19 protein-coding genes are annotated in these 20,500 nt (G+C 60.0%); 11 read left to right on the forward strand and 8 right to left on the reverse strand.

All coding sequences use genetic code 11. From position 1 onward, the window contains the following. Positions 1-186 precede the first annotated feature (186 nt). Positions 187-513 carry a hypothetical protein gene (locus ACODR9_RS15355; RefSeq protein WP_488810302.1) on the forward strand — a complete coding sequence of 109 codons (327 nt, stop codon included), beginning with the start codon at positions 187-189 and terminating at the stop codon, positions 511-513. 50 nt (positions 514-563) lie between these two features. Here the strand turns inward: ACODR9_RS15355 and ACODR9_RS15360 are convergent, their stop codons facing one another. Then, the gene (locus ACODR9_RS15360) at positions 564-1,169 is read right to left on the reverse strand and encodes a DUF4124 domain-containing protein (RefSeq protein WP_488810303.1); all 606 of its coding nucleotides are present in this window, start codon (positions 1,167-1,169) and stop codon (positions 564-566) included. After that, on the reverse strand, positions 1,170-1,814 hold the full coding sequence (gene pyrE / locus ACODR9_RS15365; RefSeq protein WP_488810304.1) for an orotate phosphoribosyltransferase: 645 nt from the start codon (positions 1,812-1,814) through the stop codon (positions 1,170-1,172). A gap of 76 nt (positions 1,815-1,890) precedes the next feature. Here pyrE and ACODR9_RS15370 point away from each other — a divergent pair, with 76 nt between their 5' ends. From ACODR9_RS15370 to ACODR9_RS15380, 3 genes are all read left to right on the forward strand, one after another. After that, the gene (locus ACODR9_RS15370; RefSeq protein ID WP_488810305.1) at positions 1,891-2,673 is read left to right on the forward strand and encodes an exodeoxyribonuclease III; all 783 of its coding nucleotides are present in this window, start codon (positions 1,891-1,893) and stop codon (positions 2,671-2,673) included. 161 nt (positions 2,674-2,834) lie between these two features. Further along, on the forward strand, positions 2,835-3,293 hold the full coding sequence (locus tag ACODR9_RS15375) for a hypothetical protein (protein WP_488810306.1): 459 nt from the start codon (positions 2,835-2,837) through the stop codon (positions 3,291-3,293). Between the two features lie 166 nt (positions 3,294-3,459). Next, positions 3,460-4,056 (forward strand): RBBP9/YdeN family alpha/beta hydrolase, encoded by a 597-nt coding sequence (locus ACODR9_RS15380; protein WP_488810307.1) that lies wholly within the window; start codon positions 3,460-3,462, stop codon positions 4,054-4,056. 67 nt (positions 4,057-4,123) lie between these two features. Here the strand turns inward: ACODR9_RS15380 and ACODR9_RS15385 are convergent, their stop codons facing one another. Both ACODR9_RS15385 and ACODR9_RS15390 read right to left on the reverse strand, forming a co-directional pair. Further along, positions 4,124-4,960: a sulfurtransferase gene (locus ACODR9_RS15385; RefSeq protein ID WP_488810308.1), complete on the reverse strand. Its 837-nt coding sequence runs from the start codon at positions 4,958-4,960 to the stop codon at positions 4,124-4,126. Positions 4,961-5,144: 184 nt separating this feature from the next. Continuing rightward, entirely contained in the window at positions 5,145-5,567 is a 423-nt protein-coding gene (locus tag ACODR9_RS15390) for an HIT family protein (protein ID WP_488810309.1), read from the reverse strand. A 169-nt stretch (positions 5,568-5,736) separates the two neighbouring features. Between ACODR9_RS15390 and paeA the strand changes: the two genes are divergently transcribed. The 3 genes from paeA (at position 5,737) to ACODR9_RS15405 (ending at position 8,426) form a co-directional block, all read left to right on the forward strand. Beyond that, positions 5,737-7,044, forward strand: coding sequence for a polyamine export protein PaeA (gene paeA / locus ACODR9_RS15395; protein ID WP_488810310.1), 1,308 nt, complete (start codon positions 5,737-5,739; stop codon positions 7,042-7,044). 136 nt (positions 7,045-7,180) lie between these two features. Beyond that, positions 7,181-7,477 (forward strand): acid-shock protein, encoded by a 297-nt coding sequence (locus tag ACODR9_RS15400; RefSeq protein WP_488810311.1) that lies wholly within the window; start codon positions 7,181-7,183, stop codon positions 7,475-7,477. A 196-nt stretch (positions 7,478-7,673) separates the two neighbouring features. Continuing rightward, a complete protein-coding gene (locus ACODR9_RS15405) occupies positions 7,674-8,426 on the forward strand; it encodes a glutathione S-transferase family protein (RefSeq protein WP_488810312.1) in 753 nt (250 codons plus the stop codon). A 52-nt stretch (positions 8,427-8,478) separates the two neighbouring features. Here ACODR9_RS15405 and ACODR9_RS15410 read toward each other — a convergent pair whose 3' ends face one another. The 4 genes from ACODR9_RS15410 to ACODR9_RS15425 all read right to left on the reverse strand — a co-directional run bounded on the left by ACODR9_RS15410 (position 8,479) and on the right by ACODR9_RS15425 (position 17,104). Further along, positions 8,479-12,321 (reverse strand): DUF3683 domain-containing protein, encoded by a 3,843-nt coding sequence (locus ACODR9_RS15410; RefSeq protein WP_488810313.1) that lies wholly within the window; start codon positions 12,319-12,321, stop codon positions 8,479-8,481. 218 nt (positions 12,322-12,539) lie between these two features. After that, entirely contained in the window at positions 12,540-13,529 is a 990-nt protein-coding gene (gene pdxA, locus ACODR9_RS15415; RefSeq protein WP_488810314.1) for a 4-hydroxythreonine-4-phosphate dehydrogenase PdxA, read from the reverse strand. Positions 13,530-13,532: 3 nt separating this feature from the next. Then, on the reverse strand, positions 13,533-14,822 hold the full coding sequence (locus ACODR9_RS15420; RefSeq protein ID WP_488810315.1) for a peptidylprolyl isomerase: 1,290 nt from the start codon (positions 14,820-14,822) through the stop codon (positions 13,533-13,535). 2 nt (positions 14,823-14,824) lie between these two features. Next, positions 14,825-17,104, reverse strand: a complete 2,280-nt coding sequence (locus ACODR9_RS15425; RefSeq protein WP_488810316.1) for an LPS-assembly protein LptD — start codon at positions 17,102-17,104, stop codon at positions 14,825-14,827. Between the two features lie 98 nt (positions 17,105-17,202). On the opposite strand from ACODR9_RS15425, the gene amgK reads away from it, so the two are divergent. The 4 genes from amgK to ACODR9_RS15445 are packed head-to-tail and all read left to right on the forward strand — an operon-like array spanning position 17,203 to position 20,478. Beyond that, complete coding sequence (gene amgK, locus ACODR9_RS15430) at positions 17,203-18,234, forward strand: N-acetylmuramate/N-acetylglucosamine kinase AmgK (RefSeq protein ID WP_488810317.1); 1,032 nt, start codon at positions 17,203-17,205, stop codon at positions 18,232-18,234. 10 nt (positions 18,235-18,244) lie between these two features. Then, on the forward strand, positions 18,245-18,943 hold the full coding sequence (gene murU / locus ACODR9_RS15435; RefSeq protein ID WP_488810318.1) for an N-acetylmuramate alpha-1-phosphate uridylyltransferase MurU: 699 nt from the start codon (positions 18,245-18,247) through the stop codon (positions 18,941-18,943). Further along, positions 18,940-19,470 (forward strand): crossover junction endodeoxyribonuclease RuvC, encoded by a 531-nt coding sequence (gene ruvC / locus ACODR9_RS15440; RefSeq protein ID WP_045846364.1) that lies wholly within the window; start codon positions 18,940-18,942, stop codon positions 19,468-19,470. The genes murU and ruvC overlap by 4 nt, the downstream gene beginning before the upstream one ends. 60 nt (positions 19,471-19,530) lie before the next feature. Next, on the forward strand, positions 19,531-20,478 hold the full coding sequence (locus tag ACODR9_RS15445; protein WP_488810319.1) for a prenyltransferase: 948 nt from the start codon (positions 19,531-19,533) through the stop codon (positions 20,476-20,478). The last annotated feature ends 22 nt before the right edge of the window (positions 20,479-20,500 follow it).

A 20,500-nucleotide genomic window follows, 5' to 3' on the forward strand; every position in this document is an offset into this window, starting at 1 on the left:
GAGCAGCGGACTCTTAATCCGTAGGTCGAGTGTTCGAGCCACTCACAACCCACCAATAGTACAAAAGCCCGGTCAGCCAAGCTGACCGGGCTTTTTGTTTTGCCGATCTGTCATGGTGATATCGTCAAGCCGGCTGTGGGTGTGGATAATGACAGGCTCAAGAATACCTGTGAGAGGGTCCGGCCAATGATCAAATATTTTGCCTTTGTGATGTTGCTGGCGGCTCCGCTGCCCCTGCTGGCGCAGACGGTCGATGAACAATTGCTGTCGGCGCAGATGGCCTATCAGCAGGCCAATAATCTGCAGGAACAGGCCGCAGAGCGGCTCAAGCAAGCGCAGGCTGCAAAGTTGCAGGCAGACCAGCGTCTGGCAGATGCCCAGGCGGCAGTACAGCGTGCTACGGAGGAACTGGCTGCAGCTGGCAGTGCCGACGCCGCAGCAAAGCAGCAGATGCAACAGCAGACGCAGCAACTGGATGAGGCGTGGAAGCGCAAGGATGCCGGCGGCCAGTGAATGGCTGGTGGAAATGATGAAAAAAGCCGGAAGATTCCGGCTTTTTTTATTTACTGCCTGCTACGGGTGATCTCTTGGTAGCGTGCAATGTCTTCCTGCATTTTCTGACGCACGCTGTTGAATTCAGCCTGCTTGGTGGCAAGCTGCACTCCCAGGCCTTTCTGCTCCTGCTGAATCACCAGGATATTGTGTTGCAGGCCAGCCGGTACCGGGCGGTGCATTTTCTGACTGACATCCTGCTCCTTGAGCATATCGCGCAGTTGCAGGTTGAGAGATTTCAGGCGCGAGTACTGGGCATCCAGCGATGCCTGCAGGATGCTCAGCTGCTTTGCGCGGTCGGCCTTCAATTCGTCGATATTGCGGTAGCTCTCCAGCAGTCCCTTGTCGTAACGGGCGCTATCGAGCTGACGCTGCTGTTCTTGCTTGTGCTGGGCTTCGCTGGCTTCACGCTGGCGGCGGGCCTGCTCGCTTTCTGCCTGCTTGCGAACAGTACCCTGCCGGCTCAGTTCGGCCACACCCTGCTTCTGGTTTTGCAGCGGAGCAGCGTCGCTATAATGCACCTTGCCCGCGTCGTCCACCCACTTGTACAGCGCACCATCAGCCATGGCGGTGCCGCAACTCAGCAAGAGCAACAAGGCAGGAAGATGCTTGGTCATTTAATCATTCACTCCATATTGGGTGCGGTAGTCGCGTACTGCAGCCAGATGCTGCGCCAGTTCCGGGCTGCCCTCCAGAAAGCCCAGCAGGTCTTTCAGGGTGGCAATGGCCACAACGGGCATGCCATATTGCTGAGCCACTTCCTGCACGGCGGACAGGCTGCCAGTGCCGCGTTCCATGCGGTCCAGTGCAATGGCCACGCCGGCAGGTGTCGCACCGGCAGCACGGATCAGCTCGACCGATTCGCGTACCGAGGTGCCGGCGGAAATCACATCGTCGATGATCAGCACGCGGCCTTGCAGTGGAGCGCCAACCAGGGTGCCGCCTTCGCCATGGTCCTTGGCTTCCTTGCGATTATAGGCAAAGGGCACATTGCGGCCTGCTTCGGCCATGGCCATGGTGGCACCTGCGGCCAGGATGATACCCTTATAGGCTGGCCCGAACAGCATGTCGAACTCGATATTGCTTGCCATTATCGACTTGGCATAGAAACGCGACAAGTGCAAGGTAGACAAACCGTCGTTAAACAGGCCGGCATTGAAGAAATACGGCGATTTGCGCCCGGCCTTGGTGATGAACTCGCCAAACTTCAATACCTGCTTGTCGAGTGCAAAACGGATAAAATCTTGGCGGAAATCGCTCATATCATTCCTCATAGAGACTAGTTAACTATCTGAACGGCTAGAAAATTTGTCGGCAAGGATAGCACAGGAGATTGCATTGCTTCGAATCGTTTCAGCCAATCTAAATGGCATCCGCTCGGCGGACAAGAAAGGTTTTTTTGACTGGTTGTCTGGTATTGCTGCCGATTTTGTCTGCGTGCAGGAGCTGAAGGCACAGGCGGGAGATCTGAGCGAGCGTATGCGGGCTCCAGACGGCATGACGGGCTACTTCCATTATGCCGAGAAAAAAGGTTACAGCGGTGTAGGGGTGTACACCCGCCGCCAGCCCGATCGGGTGGTGGAAGGCCTGGGGGTGGACTGGATCGATGCCGAGGGCCGCTTCCTGCAACTGGATTTCGGTAATCTGAGCGTGGTGTCGCTCTATCTGCCTTCTGGCTCCAGCAGCGATGAGCGCCAGCAGGTGAAGTTCCAGTTTCTGGATGTGTTCATGCCGCATCTAGAGCAGCTCAAGGCAGCTGGGCGCGATATCGTGATCTGTGGCGACTGGAATATCGCCCACAATGAAATCGACCTGAAAAACTGGAAGGGTAATCTGAAGAACTCTGGCTTCCTGCCGGAAGAGCGCGCCTGGATGACCGACCTGCTAAGCCGGGTGGGGTGGTGTGATGTCTGGCGCACCCTGTATCCGGAGCAGCCGGGTTATAGCTGGTGGAGCAACCGTGGCCAGGCCTATGCCAAGGATGTGGGCTGGCGCATCGACTATCACATCGTCACGCCGTCGCTGATGGCGTTGGCAAAAACCGCCTCGGTGTACAAGGAGGAGAAGTTCTCCGACCATGCCCCGCTGATTGTCGATTACGCCTTGGACCTGCCGGCTTGATGAATTTGTGTTGAGCATGGCGTGCTGGCAACAAATTGCAATGATTGTCTTAACCCTTTCTTACGTCTTGCGGCTAGGATGAAGTTATCGTTTGTGCGTGTCCGCCGACAATGCAGCTGTGTCGGCGGCTGGCTCAATCTCAACTTCACAGGATGCATGCCATGAGAAACCGTCTGCTGATTTTTCTGCTGGCACTGGGTGCCACGGCACCGGCGCTCGCTGCCAATGTCGGTATTTCCGTCAATATTGGTGAGCCGGGCTTTTATGGCCAACTGGATATTGGTAATTATCCGCCCCCGGCCCTGCTATATCCGCAGCCGGTGCTTGTCCGTCCGGTGGTGGTGGCCCAGCCGCCCATCTATCTGCGTGTTCCGCCGGGTCATGCCCGCCATTGGGATCGCTATTGCAGCCGTTACCATGCGTGTGACCGACGGGTGTATTTTGTGCAGGACCAGTGGTATCGCGAGGAATTTGCCCCACGTTATCAGCGTGAGCATCCCCATGGTTATGATAGGCACGACAATGGCTGGCACAATGGCGAAGACCATCGCGGTAATGATCATCGTAATGGCCGGCCCGGCGGACCCTGGCCAGACCAGCCCGGCGAGGGGCGTCGTTAAGCCCCTTGTGTTGCATGTTGAAACCGTCGGCTTGTCCGGCGGTTTTGCATTCCGCAGCCTTAAGCTTTAGCCTGTGGCCTGCGTGCCAGGTAGTGTGGTCACGCGGCGATCAACCATGATGCGGCCAGTGCAAGGCCGGTGGCATCAGTAAGGCATAAGGGCTGTGATGCTGGACGATGATGATGTGGTGCTGATTACAGTGCCCGGCTGGGGTAACTCCGGTGACAAGCACTGGCAAACCCTGTGGGAGCTGACCTATCCCTTGGCGCGGCGGGTGCAGCAACAGGACTGGCTCTATCCGGAGCGTGAGGCATGGGTTGCCGCACTGGATGCGCTGGTGCGAGACAGCAGTGGTCGGATCGTGCTGGCTGCGCACAGCCTGGGCTGTCACACCGCAGTGGAATGGCTGCGTACAGTTGATTTGGCCACACAGCGCCGTATCAAGGGGGTGTTGCTGGTGGCCCCGCCCACGCTGCCCATTACCGAGGCACGGGCGCGGGCCAGTGGTGAGCTGCCGGAAGGTGCTGCGCTGCCCGCTTTCTCCGGATTTACACAAGCCAGTGCCGGACGGTTACCCGTGCCAGCGGTGATGGTGGCCAGCCGGGATGACCTGTTCTGCGATTTTGCCACCGCACAGTCCATGGCGGAGCTGTGGGGTACCCGGCTGGTGGACGCCGGTAACGCAGGCCATATGGGCAGTCATGCCGGTCTGGGTAGCTGGGCTGCCGGGCAGCAGTTGCTGCAACGCTTCATCCTGGCCTGAGCTGGCCTGTCACGAAAAACCGCCGCCTGGGATACCCAAGACGGCGGTTTTTTCATGGTGGTGTGACTTAGCGGGCGACCGGGCGTGCCGGGTCACTGCACCATTCGCTCCAAGAACCAGGGTACAGGCGGCTGCCGCTCAGCCCGGCATGTTCCATGGCCAGCAGATTATGGCAGGCGGTGACGCCGGAACCGCACTGGTGGACGATTTCTTCCGGCTTGCTGCCTGCCAGTACGGCCTCCCATTCACTGCGCAAGATAGCTGGGTCCTTGAAGTGGCCGTTGCCATCCAGGTTGTGCTGGAAGAAGCGGTTGCGTGCGCCGGGGATGTGGCCACCCACCGGGTCCATGGTTTCGCCTTCGCCACGGAAACGATCCGGGCTGCGGGCATCCACCACGACAAAATCCTGCTCATCCAGATTGGCCAGCACCTGGTCGGCATCGACGGTTTCAACCAGGCTGGCATTCACCGGAAAGCGGCGCGGCATATAGCGCTTTTTGTCGGTTTCCAGTACCGCTCCGGCTTGCTGCCAAGCCTGGATGCCACCATCCAGCACGGCAACGGCAGCGTGGCCCAGCCAGCGCAGCAGCATCCAGGCGCGGGCGGCATACATGCCACCGGCGTCGTCATAGCAGATCACCTGAATGTCGCCGGTAATGCCGGCGGCGCCCAGATCCACCGCCAGCCGCTGGCCATCTGGCAAGGGGTGACGGCCATTGCTGCCGGTTTTTACCCCGGACAGGTGGTAATCCAGATTGAGGTAGATGGCACCGGGAATATGGCCGGCCTGATAGGCATGCAGACCGTATTCCGGGTCGGTCAGCTGGAAGCGGCAGTCGAGAATGACGTAGTGTGCGGGATCAAGCGCCTGCAACTGTGCCGGGCTGATGAGGGTAGTGTACATCGGCTTCTCCTGAATGGATGTGCACATGGCCGTGGATTGCGCCATGTGGCAAGGAGGAGCCGCTTACGAGCCGGCCCAGGGGCCGGCTTGAAAGCGGTTCCGCATGCCTGCCGGTAAGAGGTGGCAAACCGGCAGGACCGCTCTAGCCTACACAGAAGCAGCTGCAGTCGGCAAGCGGGCCGGTTTATTGCAGTGCAGCGGCAAGTGGCTGATTTTTCAAGGCAGCCCGCAGGCTGTCGGCCAGCCCAGCCTGGCTGTGGTCGGCCCCAACGCGCTGCGGGCTGGCCCAGATCGGGCTGGGAAAGTGGGCATCATCGGCAAAACGCGGGATGACATGCCAGTGCAGGTGCGGTACCACATTACCCAGGCTGGCCAGGTTGATCTTGTCTGGCTGCATCACCTGGCGCAGCGCGCGTTCGGTGTACAGAACCCAGTCCAGCAGATGGCGCGCCTCGGCGGCGGACAGATCGCTCATCTCGCGCACATGTCGTTTCCAGATGACGCGGCAAAAGCCGGGGTAGCCTGCCTCGTCCACCAGCAGTACCCAGAGTAGAGAGTCTTCATGCAGTAATTCGCCAGCCGGCAGGGTGCAAAGAGGGCAAGTCATGATCAAATAGCCATTTCCTGTTGATGGATGTCGCCCATTCTACCGTGGCGGACACTTGCTGCATTTTTTCGTCTGTTATACTGCTTGAACTGTCCGTATGTTCAGTCCTGTCATGCGGAGCTGCTATTCTGTACAAGACAAATCGTCGCTAACTCCCTGGAAATACTGTGTGAATCTGGTTCAAAGCCTGATGGTGATCGCCGTACTGATTTTGATCAGTGCCTTCTTTTCCGTATCTGAAATTTCGTTGGCGGCGGCACGCAAAATTAAACTGCGGCAAATGGCCGAAGAAGGCGATATGCGCGCCGACCGTGTGCTGGCCTTGCAGGCGCAGCCGGGCTTGTTCTTTACCGTGGTGCAGATCGGCCTGAACGCCGTAGCCATCATGGCCGGTATCATGGGTGAGGCAGCCTTTACCCCCTATTTTGCCCAGGCGCTGCATCTGGTTTTCTCCGCCGACTGGGTGGAGCGGGTCAGCTTTCTGCTGTCCTTTGTCACGGTTACCGCCTTGTTTGTGCTGTTTGCCGACCTGATGCCCAAGCGGCTGGGTATGTCCGCGCCTGAGCAGATTGCGGTGCGTGTGGTACGGCCGATGCAGGCCTGCGTGCGGCTGTTCATGCCGCTGGTGTGGCTGTTCAACGGCATGGCCAATATGCTGTTCCGGCTGTTCGGCCTGCCAACAGCGCGGCCGGATGACCTGACGCCGGATGATATCGTGGCCATGATGGAGGCCGGTGCCGAGGCCGGGGTATTGCAGCAGCAGGAACACCATCTGATCGAAAATGTGTTCGAGCTGGAAAGCCGCACCGTGCCGTCATCGATGACGGCGCGCGAAAGCGTGGTGTATTTCACCCTGCAGGAAGAAGAAAGCAGCATCAAGCGCAAGATTGCCGACAGCCCGCACGCCAAATACCTGGTGTGTGATGGCGTGGTGGATGCGGTGGTGGGTTATGTGGATTCCAAGGATATCCTGACGCGGCTGGTGAACCAGCAGAGCGTGTCGATCAAGCGTGAGCTGACCATCCGCAATGTGCTGATCATTCCCGACAGCCTGACGTTATCCGAATTGCTGGCGCGCTTTAAGGCCTCACGCGAAGACTTTGCCGTGGTGATGAATGAATACGCGCTGGTGGTGGGCATCATCACCCTGAATGATGTGATGAGCACGGTGATGGGCGACCTGGTGACGCAAAACCAGGAAGACCAGATCGTGCAGCGCGATGCCGACAGCTGGCTGGTGGATGGCGCCTCGCCGGTGGAAGACGTATTGCGCGCGCTGGATATCGACAGTTTTCCGGATGACGAAAATTACGAAACCATTGCCGGTTTCATGATGTACATGCTGCGCAAGATTCCCAAGCGCACCGACCATGTCGAGTACGCGGGCTACAAGTTTGAGGTGGTGGATATCGACAACTACCGCATCGACCAACTGCTGGTGACACGGGTGGCCCCGCAGCAGGCACAGCCGGGCTGAGCTGGTTACGATTGCTTACACAGGCTTACAAGAGTCTCACAGACGGGTCGGCATCCCCTGCCTAAGATGCAGTTCATGGAGACAGCAAACACGCTGCCCCCGGAACTCAACAAAGTCGCCTGACGGGAGAATGACCATGAAAAAGATCGCCGCCCTTGCCCTTGCCGCCGTGTTTGGTCTGGCTTCCGCTGCCGGTTTTGCCGCAGATGCCTCAGCCCCGGCTGCCAAGCCTGCCGTTACCGCACCTGCCAAGGTGCATGCCAAGGCGCATCACGCCAAGAAAAAACACCATCAGGTGAAGAAGGCCCGCAAGGCTGCTTCAGCACCTGCCGCACAAAAGGCACAAGCTGCCAAAAAGCATATGCACAAGCATCACCACCACCACCGTGTGGTGAAGCATCACCAGCATGCCCCGCGTAAGCTGAACCAATAAGTCATAAGCCGCTCAGCGGCAGCTCACTCGCAGTAAGTAGTGCTCAAGAAAGGAGGAGGCTTACGCCTCCTCCTTTCTTTTGGCTCGTTCGGGATTGCCGGTCTGATCTGGCGCAAGATCCGGTTAGACAGCTGGCAATGCTTATGTCATTGCGTGGCATCATCTTGGTATCTGCCAATGCGGGCCGGACAGGCTGATGCTGACACTCTATCAATTCCCCTTTTCCCATTTCTGCGAAAAAGCCTGCTGGGCGCTGGACCTCAAGCAGCAGCCCTACCGGGTGGTCAACTTGTTACCCGCTTTACATCTGGCCTGGAGTCGGCGTATAGCCAGTGCCAGTTCACTGCCTATTTTACGGGATGGTGCTTACATCGTGCAGGATTCGTCGGCCATCATCGACTATCTGGATTTGCGTTGGCCGCAGCATGGTCTGACACCGGCAGAACAGTCACAAGCCCGGCAGGCGCGGGAGTGGGAGTGTTGGTTGGGCGAGGAGGTTGGTGTGCCCTTGCGCTTGTGGTTCTATTCTCATGTGCTGCGTCAGCGCCAGTACGCGATGGCTTTTTTGCTGCGTGGTGCATCGCGTGGCCAGGGGGTGGTGTTTCAGGCGCTGTTCGGTTTGATCCGCCATGCCATGTTTTACAAGATGCGGATCAACCCGCACAGTGCAGTCGCCGCCTTGCCTCAGCTGGAGCGGGCACTGAATAAGCTGGAAGCAGCCTTGCATGGGCGGGATTATCTGGTGGGGGATGCCTTCAGCCGGGCGGACCTGACGGCGGCTTCGCTGCTATGGCCGATGCTGCCGTGGAATGGGGATGAAGCGGCGATGCAGGCTTGCCTGCCCGATGTGGTGGGGCAATGGCGGCAAGACTTCACGCAGCGCCCGCTATATGGCTGGCTACAGCGCACTTATCGCCGGCATCGTCCTGCATCTTGCATTCAGCCATGAAAAAACCGCAGGCACAGGGCCTGCGGTTTGATGGGTGATACGGGATAAATGCTTACAGCAGCACGCGTTCGATACCGCCGTTGCGGGCTTTTTCCACGTAGTCCTTCATCCAGTTCTTGCCCAGGATGTGCTTGGCCATTTCCACCACGATGTAGTCGGCCTCGGTGCCGGTATCCGGGCTGTAGCGCGACAGGCCCTGCAGGCAGGACGGGCAGGAGGTGAGGATTTTCACCGGCTGCTCGGTAGCACCGATCTTGGCCAGATCCGCGTTGATTTCCTCTTCCTTGCGCGAGCGCACCTGGGTGGCAATGTCTGGTCGGCTGGCGGCAAAGGTACCGGATTCGCCGCAGCAACGATCATTCAGCGTCACGCCACCACCCAACAGCTTGTTGGCCACATCCAGCGGCTGATAGGTCTTGATTGGGGTGTGGCAAGGGTCGTGATACATATACTTCTGTCCACCAACGCCCTCCAGTTTCAGGCCCTTCTCCATCAGGTATTCATGGATGTCGATGATGCGGCAGCCCGGGAAGATTTCCTCGAAGCGGTATTTGGCCAGTTGGTCGTAGCACGTACCACAGCTGACCACCACGGTCTTGATGTCCAGATAGTTCAGCGTGTTGGCCAGACGGTGGAACAGCACGCGGTTTTCCGTGGTGATGGCCTCACCCTTGTCGGCGTAGCCTGCCGAGGTCTGCGGATAACCACAGCACAGATAGCCCGGCGGCAGGACGGTCTGGGTACCCACATGCCACAGCATGGCCTGGGTGGCGAGGCCAACCTGGCTGAACAGGCGTTCTGAGCCGCAGCCGGGGAAGTAGAACACCGCTTCGGCATCTTCTGCCACCTGTGGGTTGCGGATGACCGGTACTACGTTGGCATCTTCCACATCCAGCAGCGCACGGGCGGTTTTCTTGGGCAGGCCGCCTGGCATCGGCTTGTTGATGAAGTGGATGATTTGTTCCTTCACCGGTGCCTTGCCGACGGTGGACGGCGGCTGCTTGGTTTGTCCGCCGGTCAGGTGCAGCTTCTTGCCTACGCTGTAACCCAGACGCTGTGCTTTATAGGCAAAGCCGACCAGGCCGCCACGGATGGCCTTGATGGTGGCCGGGTCCTTGACGGTGAGGAAGGCCATGCCCAGCGCGGTGCCGGGGTTGAAGCGCTTGTTGCCGGTCTTGCGCAGGAAATTGCGCATGGCGACCGAGACATCGCCGAAGTCGATTTTTACCGGGCAGGGCTTCACGCAGCGGTGGCACACCGTGCAGTGGTCAGCCACGTCGGATAGCTCGTCAAAATGCTTCAGGCTGACGCCACGACGGGTCTGCTCTTCGTACAGGAAGGCCTCGGTCAACAGGCCGACGCCCAGAATCTTGTTGCGCGGGCTGTACAGCAGGTTGGCGCGCGGCACGTGGGTGGAGCACACCGGTTTGCATTTGCCGCAGCGCAGGCAGTCTTTGACGCTGTTGGAAATGGCACCGATGTCGGATTGCTCCAGAATCAGCGATTCCGCACCCAGCAGCGAGAACGACGGGGTGTAGGCCATGCTCAGGTCGGCGCCCGGCAACAGCTTGCCACGGTTGAAATGGCCCTTGGGGTCCACACGCTGCTTGTAGGCACGGAAGGGGGCGATTTCGTCGTCGGTGAGGAATTCCAGCTTGGTGATGCCGATACCGTGCTCGCCGGAAATCACGCCGTTCAGATTGCGTGCCAGTTGCATGATGCGCGCCACCGCTTTGTGGGCGGTTTGCAGCATGTCGTAGTCGTCGGAGTTGACCGGCAGGTTGGTGTGCACATTACCGTCACCGGCGTGCATGTGCAGCGCCACGAATACGCGGCCACGCAGCACTTTCTGGTGCAGCGCATGCACGGCATCCAGAATCGGCGCATCAGCCTTGCCGGAGAACAGGTTTTCCAGATCGTTCAGCAGCTCGTCCTTCCAGCTGACGCGCAGCTGGAAATCGCGCATGGCGATGAACACGCTGGACGGGCTGGCATTGGCATCCACCAGCGGCACATCCGGCCATAGCGAGCGGTACTGGGCAAACGGTGCGTCCAGATTGTCCAGCAGCCACTGCCAGCGTTGGCGCAAGGTGGTAATCAGCTCCAGCGCGGCGCTGCGGCGCTCGCCAATGATTTCGTCGGCGGAGACGGCACCGCCCTCGGTATCCACCGGCAGGCGACCATGGAAATATTCGGTCAGCGTATCCAGCAGGCGCAGTTTGTTGGCAACCGACAGTTCAATATTGATGCGTTCGATGCCGTCGGAGTAATCACCCAGTCGCGGCAGCGGAATCACCACGTCTTCGTTGATCTTGAAGGCGTTGGTGTGGCGCGAGATGGCGGCGGTACGCGAACGGTCCAGCCAAAACTTCTTGCGCGCTTCTGCGGTGACGGCAATAAAGCCTTCGCCGGTGCGGGCATTGGCAAAGCGCACCACCTGGCTGGCCGCTTCGGCCACGGCGTTTTCATCGTCGCAGACAATGTCGGCGATCAGCACCATTTTTGGCCGGCCCTTGCTCTTGGCCTTGGTGGCATAGCCCACGGCGCGTACATAGCGCCAGTCCAGGTGTTCCAGACCCGCCAGTTGCACGCCGGCAGAATGGCCGGTGCCACCCTGTTTGAAGTAGTCGGTAATTTCCACAATGGCCGGGGTGGCCTGTGCCACGGTGCCAAAGAATTCCAGACACACGGTGCGGGTGTGCGCCGGCATGCGGTGCAGCACAAAGCGCGCGCTGGTGATGATGCCGTCGGTGCCTTCCTTCTGTACACCGGGCAGACCAGCCAGGAATTTGTCGGTCACGTCCTTGCCCAGGCCTACCTTGCGGAAAGTGGGGCCGGGGATGTCCAGCTGCTCGGTGGACAGGACGGTCTTGTCGTCTTCCTTGTAGCGGGTGATGCGGAAGCTGGCCACGTCCACGTCGTGGATCTTGCCGTAGTTGTGGCCGACCCGTTCGATAAACATCCAGTTGCCGTTCGGGTCCACCATCTTCCAGCTGGCCAGGTTGTCCAGCGCTGTACCCCACAGCAGGGCTTTCTTGCCGCCGGCATTCATGGCGACGTTACCGCCAATACAGGAAGCTTCAGCGGAGGTGGGGTCCACGGCAAACACCAGACCGGCAGCGCTGGCGGCTTCGGCCACGCGGGCGGTCACCACACCGGCACCGCACTGGATGGTGGCGCGCTGGCCGTCCAGGCCGGGCAGGGCGATGTATTCCACGCCGTTGTGCTGTACCAGCTTTTCGGTGTTGATGACGGCGCTGCGACGGTCCAGCGGCACGGCACCACCGGTGTAGCCGGTACCACCGCCACGCGGAATAATGGTGAGTTCCAGTTCGATCAAGGCACGCACCAGCGGCGCGATTTCTTCTTCGGTATCCGGCGACAGCACCACGAAGGGGTATTCCACGCGCCAGTCGGTGGCATCGGTCACGTGCGACACACGGGCCAGGCCGTCAAACAGGATGTTGTCGCGGCGGGTGTGGCGGCTGAGCTTTTTCAGGATGGCCTGACGCAGCGCACGGGTTTCGGCAAATTGTTGCTCGAAGTCGTTTACTGCCTGGCGGGCGGCAGCAATCAGCTGGCCTACCTTGTCATTGCCTTCGCGGCGCTTTTCCACTTCCTGCAGGCGGTGGTGCATGGCTTCCACCAGCGCGGACAGCCGCTTCGGGTTGTCCAGCAGGTCGTCTACCAGGTAGGGGTTGCGGTCTACAACCCAGATATCCCCCAGTACCTCGAACAGCATGCGGGCGGAACGGCCGGTCTTGCGCTCACTGCGCAACTCTTCCAGCAGCGCCCACATGGGTGCGCCCAGAAGCCGGATGAAGATTTCCCGGTCCGAATAGGATGTGTAGTTATAGGGGATCTCGCGGAGACGCTGATGGGTGCTGGTGGTCATGGTCCGTGCTGCTGTAATTGTTTGAATACATTAGCGGCTAGTTTAGCCCAATTGCTGCGTTGCGAAAAATGCCGTGCGCGTCATTTTTACATTTTGATATAAAGATACCGACCGGTTCTGGATGTTGTCCGACAAAATCGGCATGTCAGGCTTAAGGTATTGCCACAAAAGGAAAAGCCCCTGTTGTCAGCAGGGGCTGTGGTGTTTTTGCCGGGGGCTTACTGCTGGCTGCTGGCCAGTTGTGTGGCCAGACGCACGGCCTCGAACAGGCTGCCCGGATCGGCCCGGCCAGTGCCGGCCAGGTCCAGCGCCGTGCCGTGGTCCACCGAGGTGCGGATGATGGGCAGGCCCAGGGTGATGTTGATTCCCGCGCCGAAGCTGGCGTGTTTGAGCACCGGCAGGCCCTGATCGTGGTACATGGCCAGCACGGCGTCGGCTGTCGCCAGCTTGTCCGGATTGAATAGCGTATCGGCTGGCAGCGGGCCGATCAGCTGCATGCCTTCAGCGCGCAACTGTTGCAATACCGGTTCGATGACGTCGATTTCCTCACGCCCCATGTGGCCGGATTCCCCTGCGTGCGGGTTGAGGCCAGCCACCAGAATGCGCGGGGCGGGCAGGCCAAACTTGTGTTGCAGATCGGCATGCAGGATGCGGATGACTGCCTCCAGCTCCGGCCTGGTGATGGCGTCGGCCACCGCGCGCAGCGGCTGATGGGTGGTGACCAGCGCCACCCGCATGCCGGCACCGGCCAGCATCATCACCACGCGTGGCGTGGCGGTATGTTCTGCCAGATATTCGGTATGGCCGCTGAAGGGCACGCCGGCATCGTTGATGATGCCTTTGTGCACCGGCGCGGTGACCATGCCGGCAAATTCGCCAGACAGACAGCCGGCAATGGCCACGTCCAGCGTCTCCAGCACATAACGGCCATTGCGCGCGTCCAGCACGCCGGGGGTAACCGGTACTGCCAGCGGTACGTGCAGGACTTCCAGCGTACCGGCCTCGGGCGCGGGATGGCCGGGCTGGTAAGGCTGAAACTGCAGCTGCTGCAGGCCCAGCTGCGCAGCACGCTGTTGCAGCAGCGGCAGGTCGGCAATCACCACCAGCCGGGCATCACCCTGGAAACCGGCCAGTTGCAGCACCAGATCCGGGCCGATACCGGCGGGTTCACCGGCGGTGACGGCCAGCAGCGGGCGTACGGCAGTCATGGCTTAGTTATCGTCCAGACGCTGTTCGACAAAAGCCGAATCACGCAGTTGGCGTACCCAGTCGAGGTAGGCCTGGTCCAGCTTGCGCAGACGCAGCTGCTGTTTGATGGTCTGGCGCTCGCGGTCGGCAGAGACATCCTGGTTGCGCTTGGCATCCACCAGAATCAGATGCCAGCCAAACGGGCTGCGCACTGGTTCGGATACGGTGCCTACCGGCAGGGCCAGCATGGCTTTTTCAAACTCGGGCACCATGTCGCCCTTGTTGACCCAGCCCAGATCGCCGCCTTTGACGTTGCTGCCGTCTTCCGAATACAGCTTGGCCATTTCGGCAAACTTGGCCCCGCGCAGGATGCGGTCGCGGATTTGCAGAATGCGGCTCTTGGCGTCGGCATCCGATACGGCTTCATTGGTGCGAATCAGGATATGCGAAGTGTGGTACTGCTCCACCAGCAGGGGCTGATTGCCGCTACGCTTTTCGATCAGCTGGAAAATCATGAAGCCCTGCGGTGTGCGGATGACGCCGGTGTGCTGGCCGGGATTCAGCTTGTCCAGCATGGAGACGAATTCCGGCGGCAAGGTGGCGGACGGGCGCCAGCCCAGATCACCGCCCTTGATACCATTGGGTGCGTCGGAGTAGGTGGCGGCCACCTTGGCGAATGCCTGTTTGTCATTCAGCTCGCCCAGTGCCTTGTTGGCCTTGGCCGCCAGATTGTCCAGCTGCTTGGCATCAGCCCGTTCCGGCGTGCTGACCAGAATGGTGGCCAGATGATATTCGCTGCGATTGGCGCTCTGGGCACTCTTCAGTACCTGATCGACTTCGCTGTCGGTGACATTGATGCGGGAGCCGATTTCATTGTTTTTCAAGCGTGCCAGCACGATTTCGCGGCGGATTTCTTCGCGGAATCGGGCAAAAGGTACGCCCTCTTTGGCCAGCTGTGCCTGCAGGCCCTTGGTATCCATCTTGTTTTGCTTGGCCAGGTCGTCGATGGCCAGGTCCAGGTCATGCTCGTCCACGCGCATGCCGTTGCTGTTGGCGTATTCCAGCTGTACCTGTTCGGTAATCATCTGCTCCAGCACCTGATGCGCCAGGATATCGCGCGCCGGTGGGGTGATGTTCTGGCCCTTGAGTTGCTGGATGGTGGCATCGACGCGGTGTTGCAAGTCGATATTGGTAATCACGGTTTTGTTAACCACGGCCACGATGCGATCCATTTCATTGACCGGGTTGGCCGGTGCTGCATGGGTCGTCTGGACAAGTGTGGCGATCAACAGAGCAAGCAGGGTTTTTTTCATGGTCAATAGGATTGGATGTCGGAAATATTGGAGTAGCCCGGAATTGCCAGCTTCAGGTCGGAGGTCGGGCTGCTACCCAGACCGCCAAGACCGCGCAGTTCCAGCTGGAAGAATACACCGGTGCTGGTGGAGGCTGAAGAAATGGTGGTGGCCAGCGTCGAATCACGTTTCACTACAAAGCGGGCAGTCCAGCAGCCGTCGTTGTACTCCACACCGAGCAGATGCTCAAGTGGCTTGTTGTCGATCAGCGAATAGCTTTCGCGGCCAACGGCATACCACTGGCGGGCGATGGGCCATTGCACGCCCAGGTCAATCTGGCGCAGCGGGCCATACTGGGTGGTATCGCCGATCTGTTCATAGCGGCCATAGCGGTAACGCAGGCTGACGGTTTTGCCCGGTGCCGGGTTGTAGCGCACCTGCAGGTTGTAACGTTGGGTCTTGGACAGGTCCTGATTGTATTCGTAGGTGCTGTCCAGACGCAGTGCCTTGGTCAGGTCGCCACCCAAACTGCCTAACAGGCCCTTGCTGTTGTTCTGCAGGGTGATCTGGTCGCCATACAGCGAGGTGTCTTCATTTTTGAAGTAGTAGCGCTGGCCCAGCATGACACGCAGGCGCTCGATACCCGACTCGCTGCTGATCAGCCGGCTGGTGACGGCGGCAGTCAGCTGGTTGGCGGCATTGATGCGGTCCCAGCCGGAGAAGCGGTTTTCCGAGAACAACTGGGCAAAGTTGAAGTCGTTTTCCGAACTGTCGAAGTTTGGAATCTTGCTTTGATCCTTGGCCGGAATGTAAACGTAGAACAGGCGCGGTTCCAGCGTTTCCACGTAATCGCTGCCGCTAAAGTTGGTATTGCGCTCGAAGGACAGGCCCGAGTCGGTGCTGAAGATCGGCAAGGTGCGGGTAATGGTGCTGCCCGGCGTGGTATTGCTGCCCAGCGGATTTAGGTCGTATTTGGTGTAGTTGACCCCGAACTTGGGCTTGATGAAGCCCCAGCTCTTTTCCAGCAGTGACCAGGTCACGCTGGGGTAGGCCACGAAACGGTCACCGGTCTGCAAGGTGGGGTGCGAGAAGCGGGTCATGTCGCCTTGCAGATTGAAATTCAGGCCGGCGGGCAGCTTCTGGTTGGCCACCAGCGTCATTTGCGGCAGACGCGCATAGGGCTGGTCGGCGGCGATGACCGGATCTTCCAGCGTCTGGTAGCGCTGTACGCGCAGCATGGTGTCGACACTACCGCCCTGCCAGCCGGTGGTGTATTTCACCCAGGCTTCGCGCTTGAGGTTGATATTGGTTGCCTGCAGGGTACGGTCGCCGAAATCACTGAAGTAATTGACGTCGGAAACGTAGTTGTACTCGTAGCCGAAAGTCAGGCCGGGGACGACGGTTTGCTTGTGCGTCGCATACCAGGCATAGCGGTTGGTGTTGGTCAGCTTGTCATTGCGCAGCTGCTCGGTATAGATGCTGCCTTCGTAGTTCGGCTCCAGGTAGCGGAACTCGCCAGCGAGCATGGTGCCGTGCTTCAGGTTGATGTGCGGCGTGAGGGTGGCGTCGAAATTGGGTGCAATGTTCCAGTAGTAGGGCAGTGCAATGTCAAAGCCGGTGGTGCCGGAACGGAAGGTCGGCGTCAGCAGGCCGGATTTGCGGCTGCCATCCAGCGGAAAGTCGATCCACGGTGTGTACAGGATGGGGACACCCTGGAATTCCAGCCGGGCATTGCGGGCAACACCGATATTGGTGGCGTAGTTCAGGTCCAGCGTGGAGGACTTCAGATACCAGGAGTCATCGCCCACCACGCAGGAGTTCACGCGGCTGTTGATCAGGCGGTACTGGTCTGGTCCGGTGAACTGTAGCTCGCTGCCATCACCCCGGAAGGCGATGCCGGACTTGGCCAGGCTGCGCTTGGCACCGCCCTGCTTGTTGCTGGTATCCGGGCTGCCCATCTGGAAGAAAGGCTGCTGGGCCGAGCCGGTGTGCTCGTCCATCCAGTAGTCCAGCGTAGTGCCGGTGACGACGTCCTTCTCGCGGGTGAGGCGGAAGTGGTTGCCTGCCTTGACACGGTTTTGTTGCTGGTAGTAATCCAGCCAGTCCGCTTCTAGGGTCTGATTGTCGCGGATGACCACCACATCGCCGCTGGCCTTGAGCTTGTCCTGCATCTGCCCGTCCATGTGGTCGGCAGTGACATGCGTCTGTCCTTGGACTGCGGGCGGGGTGGTAAGCGCCTGGGGCGCATTATCGTCGGCCTGGGCGGCAGAAACCGAGAAAGCGGCGGCCAGGGCCAGTGTCATTTTCGTGGGCTGCAGTTTGAGCATGCACAAAGCCATATCGTGTGGACAGGTGGGCAGTATAAAATCACACGATTCTATCAGCATCGTGACGAACCGACATGCAACGTTTGGAACAACTCAAGAGCTGGCTCTCCAGCTTGTATCCGCAAACCGACATCCTGGTGGAGTTTGCCGCCGCCGATGCCGACTTCCGCCGCTACTTCCGCGCCCACTTCCCGGACGGTACTTCGCGCATCGTGATGGATGCCCCGCCAGAGAAGATGAACACCGACCCCTACGTCAAGGTATGCGAGGTGTTTGCCATGGTGAATGTGCCAGAAATCATCGCACGTGATCGCGATCAGGGCTTCATGCTGCTGGAGGATCTGGGCAAGGTTACCCTGCTGGCGGCATTGGAGCATGACGCGCGTCCGCTCGTGCATCGTCATCTGCTGCTGGAGGCCGTGGATACCCTGGTGCAACTGCAGCAGGCCAGCCAGCCCGGCGTGCTGCCGGAGTACGACGAAGCCTTGCTACGCCGAGAACTCAGCCTGTTTCCCGAGTGGTTCTGCGCCAAGGAACTAGGCAAGCCGCTCAACTATGCCCAGCGCCAGTTATGGGATGCCGGCTGTGAAAAACTGCTGGCGGCCATCCTGCCGCAAAGCCAGGTTTATGTGCACCGTGATTTCATTGTGCGCAACCTGATGCTGACGACGGAGCGGCCCGGCGTGCTGGATTTCCAGGACGCGGTGTATGGCCCGATCAGCTACGATCTGGTGTCCTTGCTGCGTGATGCCTTCATCGAATGGGAAGAAGATTTTGTGCTGGATATTGCCATCCGCTACTGGGAAAAAGCCCGTGCAGTTGGCCTGCCGGTACCGGAAAGCGTGGATGATTTTTACCGCGATTTCGAATGGATGGGCGTGCAGCGCCATCTGAAAGTGGCCGGAATCTTTGCAAGACTTTACCACCGTGACGGCAAGGAAAAGTACCGCAGCGAGATTCCGCGCTTCATCAAGTACCTCAAGCGCACCACCCGCCGCTATCAGGAGCTGGCCCCGATCTACCAACTGCTGCTGGAGCTGGTGGGCAAGGACGAGACCGATGCCGAGCTGCAGTCGACCTATCCGGTGCTGAGTGTCAAGGGCTGATGTGGTGAGTATGAAAGCAATGATCCTGGCTGCCGGTCGTGGCGAGCGCATGCGCCCGCTGACCGACCACACCCCCAAGCCCTTGTTGCTGGCCGGTGGCAGGCCCTTGATCGAATGGCATATCCGCCGTCTGGCCGCCGTGGGCGTTCGTCAACTGGTGATCAACCACGCCTGGCTGGGCGCGCAGATCGAACAGGTACTGGGCGACGGCAGTCGCTTCGATGTCGAGATTGCTTACTCGCCGGAGGCTACGGCGCTGGAAACGGCAGGTGGCATTGCCACCGCGCTGCCCTTGTTGGGCGCTGCTCCGTTTCTGGTGGTGAATGGCGATGTGCTGTCTGATATTGATTTCGCGCCATTGCGGCAAGCGGCACAGCAACTGGATGGCCAGACCCGTCTGGCCCACCTGCTGCTGGTGGATAATCCGCCGCACAATCCGGCGGGTGATTTCGGCCTGCTGGACAACGGCCTGTTGGCCGCCACGCCGGATGCCGGTAATGGGCTGACTTTTTCCGGCATTGCCGCCTACCATCCGGCACTGTTTGCCAGCACGCCCGCCGGACATCCGGCCAAGCTGGCACCGCTGTTACGTGCCGCCATGGCGCAGGGCAGGGTGAGCGGCAGTCGGCTGAATGGCTTGTGGCTGGATGTCGGCACGCCGGAACGGCTGGCCCAGGCCGATGCCATTGCCGCAGGCTGGTCGGTGTGAGCCGGCGCATTCTGGGGGTGGACCCGGGTAGCCGTATTACCGGTTTTGGCGTGATCGACCTGATTGGCCAACAGCGTCACTACGTGGCTTCCGGCTGCATCCGCACGCCGCAAGGCGCGCCGCTGGCCGAGCGCATCAAGGTCATCATCGATGGTCTGTTTGGGGTGATCGATACCTATCAGCCGCACGAAGCCGCCATCGAGCAGGTGTTCGTCAACGTCAATCCGGCAGCCACACTGATGCTGGGCCAGGCACGTGGTGCCTGCGTTTCCGCCCTGGTACTGCGCAATCTGGCGGTATCGGACTACACCGCCTTGCAGGTAAAGCAATCGGTAGTCGGCCATGGCAAGGCGGCCAAGGAGCAGGTACAGCATATGGTGGTGCGCATGCTTAATCTGTCTGGCACACCACAGGCCGATGCGGCAGATGCCTTGGCCGTGGCGCTGGCGCACGCCAACCTCAGTGGTGGTGCCATCGGCCAACTGGCAAGGCAGGGCCTGAAAGTGCGTGGCGGTCGCTTGGTATAGCGCAAGCACGGTCGGTAGTTGCTGCGCTATGCTGTGGGCATCGCCCTGACGGAGTCTTGCATGTCGTCTTCTCCTGTAGCCATCGAACCGCAGGCCACTGCCCTGGCACACCATCCTGCCCGCTGGTGGCTGGCCACCCGGCCTGCCTTTCTCAGCATCACGCTGGCCGGTGTGATGCTGGGCATGGCGGGCAGCGGCTGGACGGCATTACGGCAGCACTGGCCGCTGGCTGCGCTGGGCCTGCTGCTGGCCTTGCTTACGCATGCCGCAGTCAATGTCATCAATGATGTGGCCGACCATCACAATGGCACGGATGCCGCCAATACCGCACGGGTGTTCCCCTTTACCGGTGGCAGCCGCTTCATCCAGAACGGTGTACTCAGTGTCAGGCAGATGCAGCGCCTGGCTGGTGGCCTGTTTGCGCTGGTGATTGCTGGCGGCTTGTATCTGGTCAGTTTGCGTGGCGTGCCGCTATTGCTGATCGGTTTTGCCGGGGTGGTGCTGGGCTGGGGCTATTCGGCCCCGCCATTGCGGCTGAATAGCCGTGGCCTGGGGGAAGTCAGCGTGGCCTTGTGCTTTTTGTTGCTGCCCCAGGGTATGGCGGTATTGTTGAGTGGCTACTGGCTGCCGTCCTTGCTGTGGGCCAGCCTGCCGTTTGCCGTTCTCACCAGCCTGCTGCTGTATATCAACCAGTTTCCTGATCGCGAGGCTGACCGACAGGCCGGTAAATGGCATTGGGTGGTGCGGCTGCCGCTTACGCAGGCACGTGCAGGCTATGGCCTGCTGGTGGTGCTGGCTTATGGCGTGCTGGCCATATTGCTATGGCGGCAGTTGCTACCGCTATCTGCCGCGCTTGGTCTGCTGACGCTGCCGTTATCGTTGTATGCCAGCTGGCAGCTGTGGCGGCATGCTGCCGAACCGGCGCGCTTGCGTCCGGCCATTATCGCCACCATCATGGCGGCCAATCTGTTTCCGCTGTTGCTGGCTGTGGCCTTGCTACTGGCCTGAGCAGCCATTTTTATTGGGAGAA

The sequence above is a fragment of the Aquitalea sp. FG25 genome, from assembly GCF_057809375.1.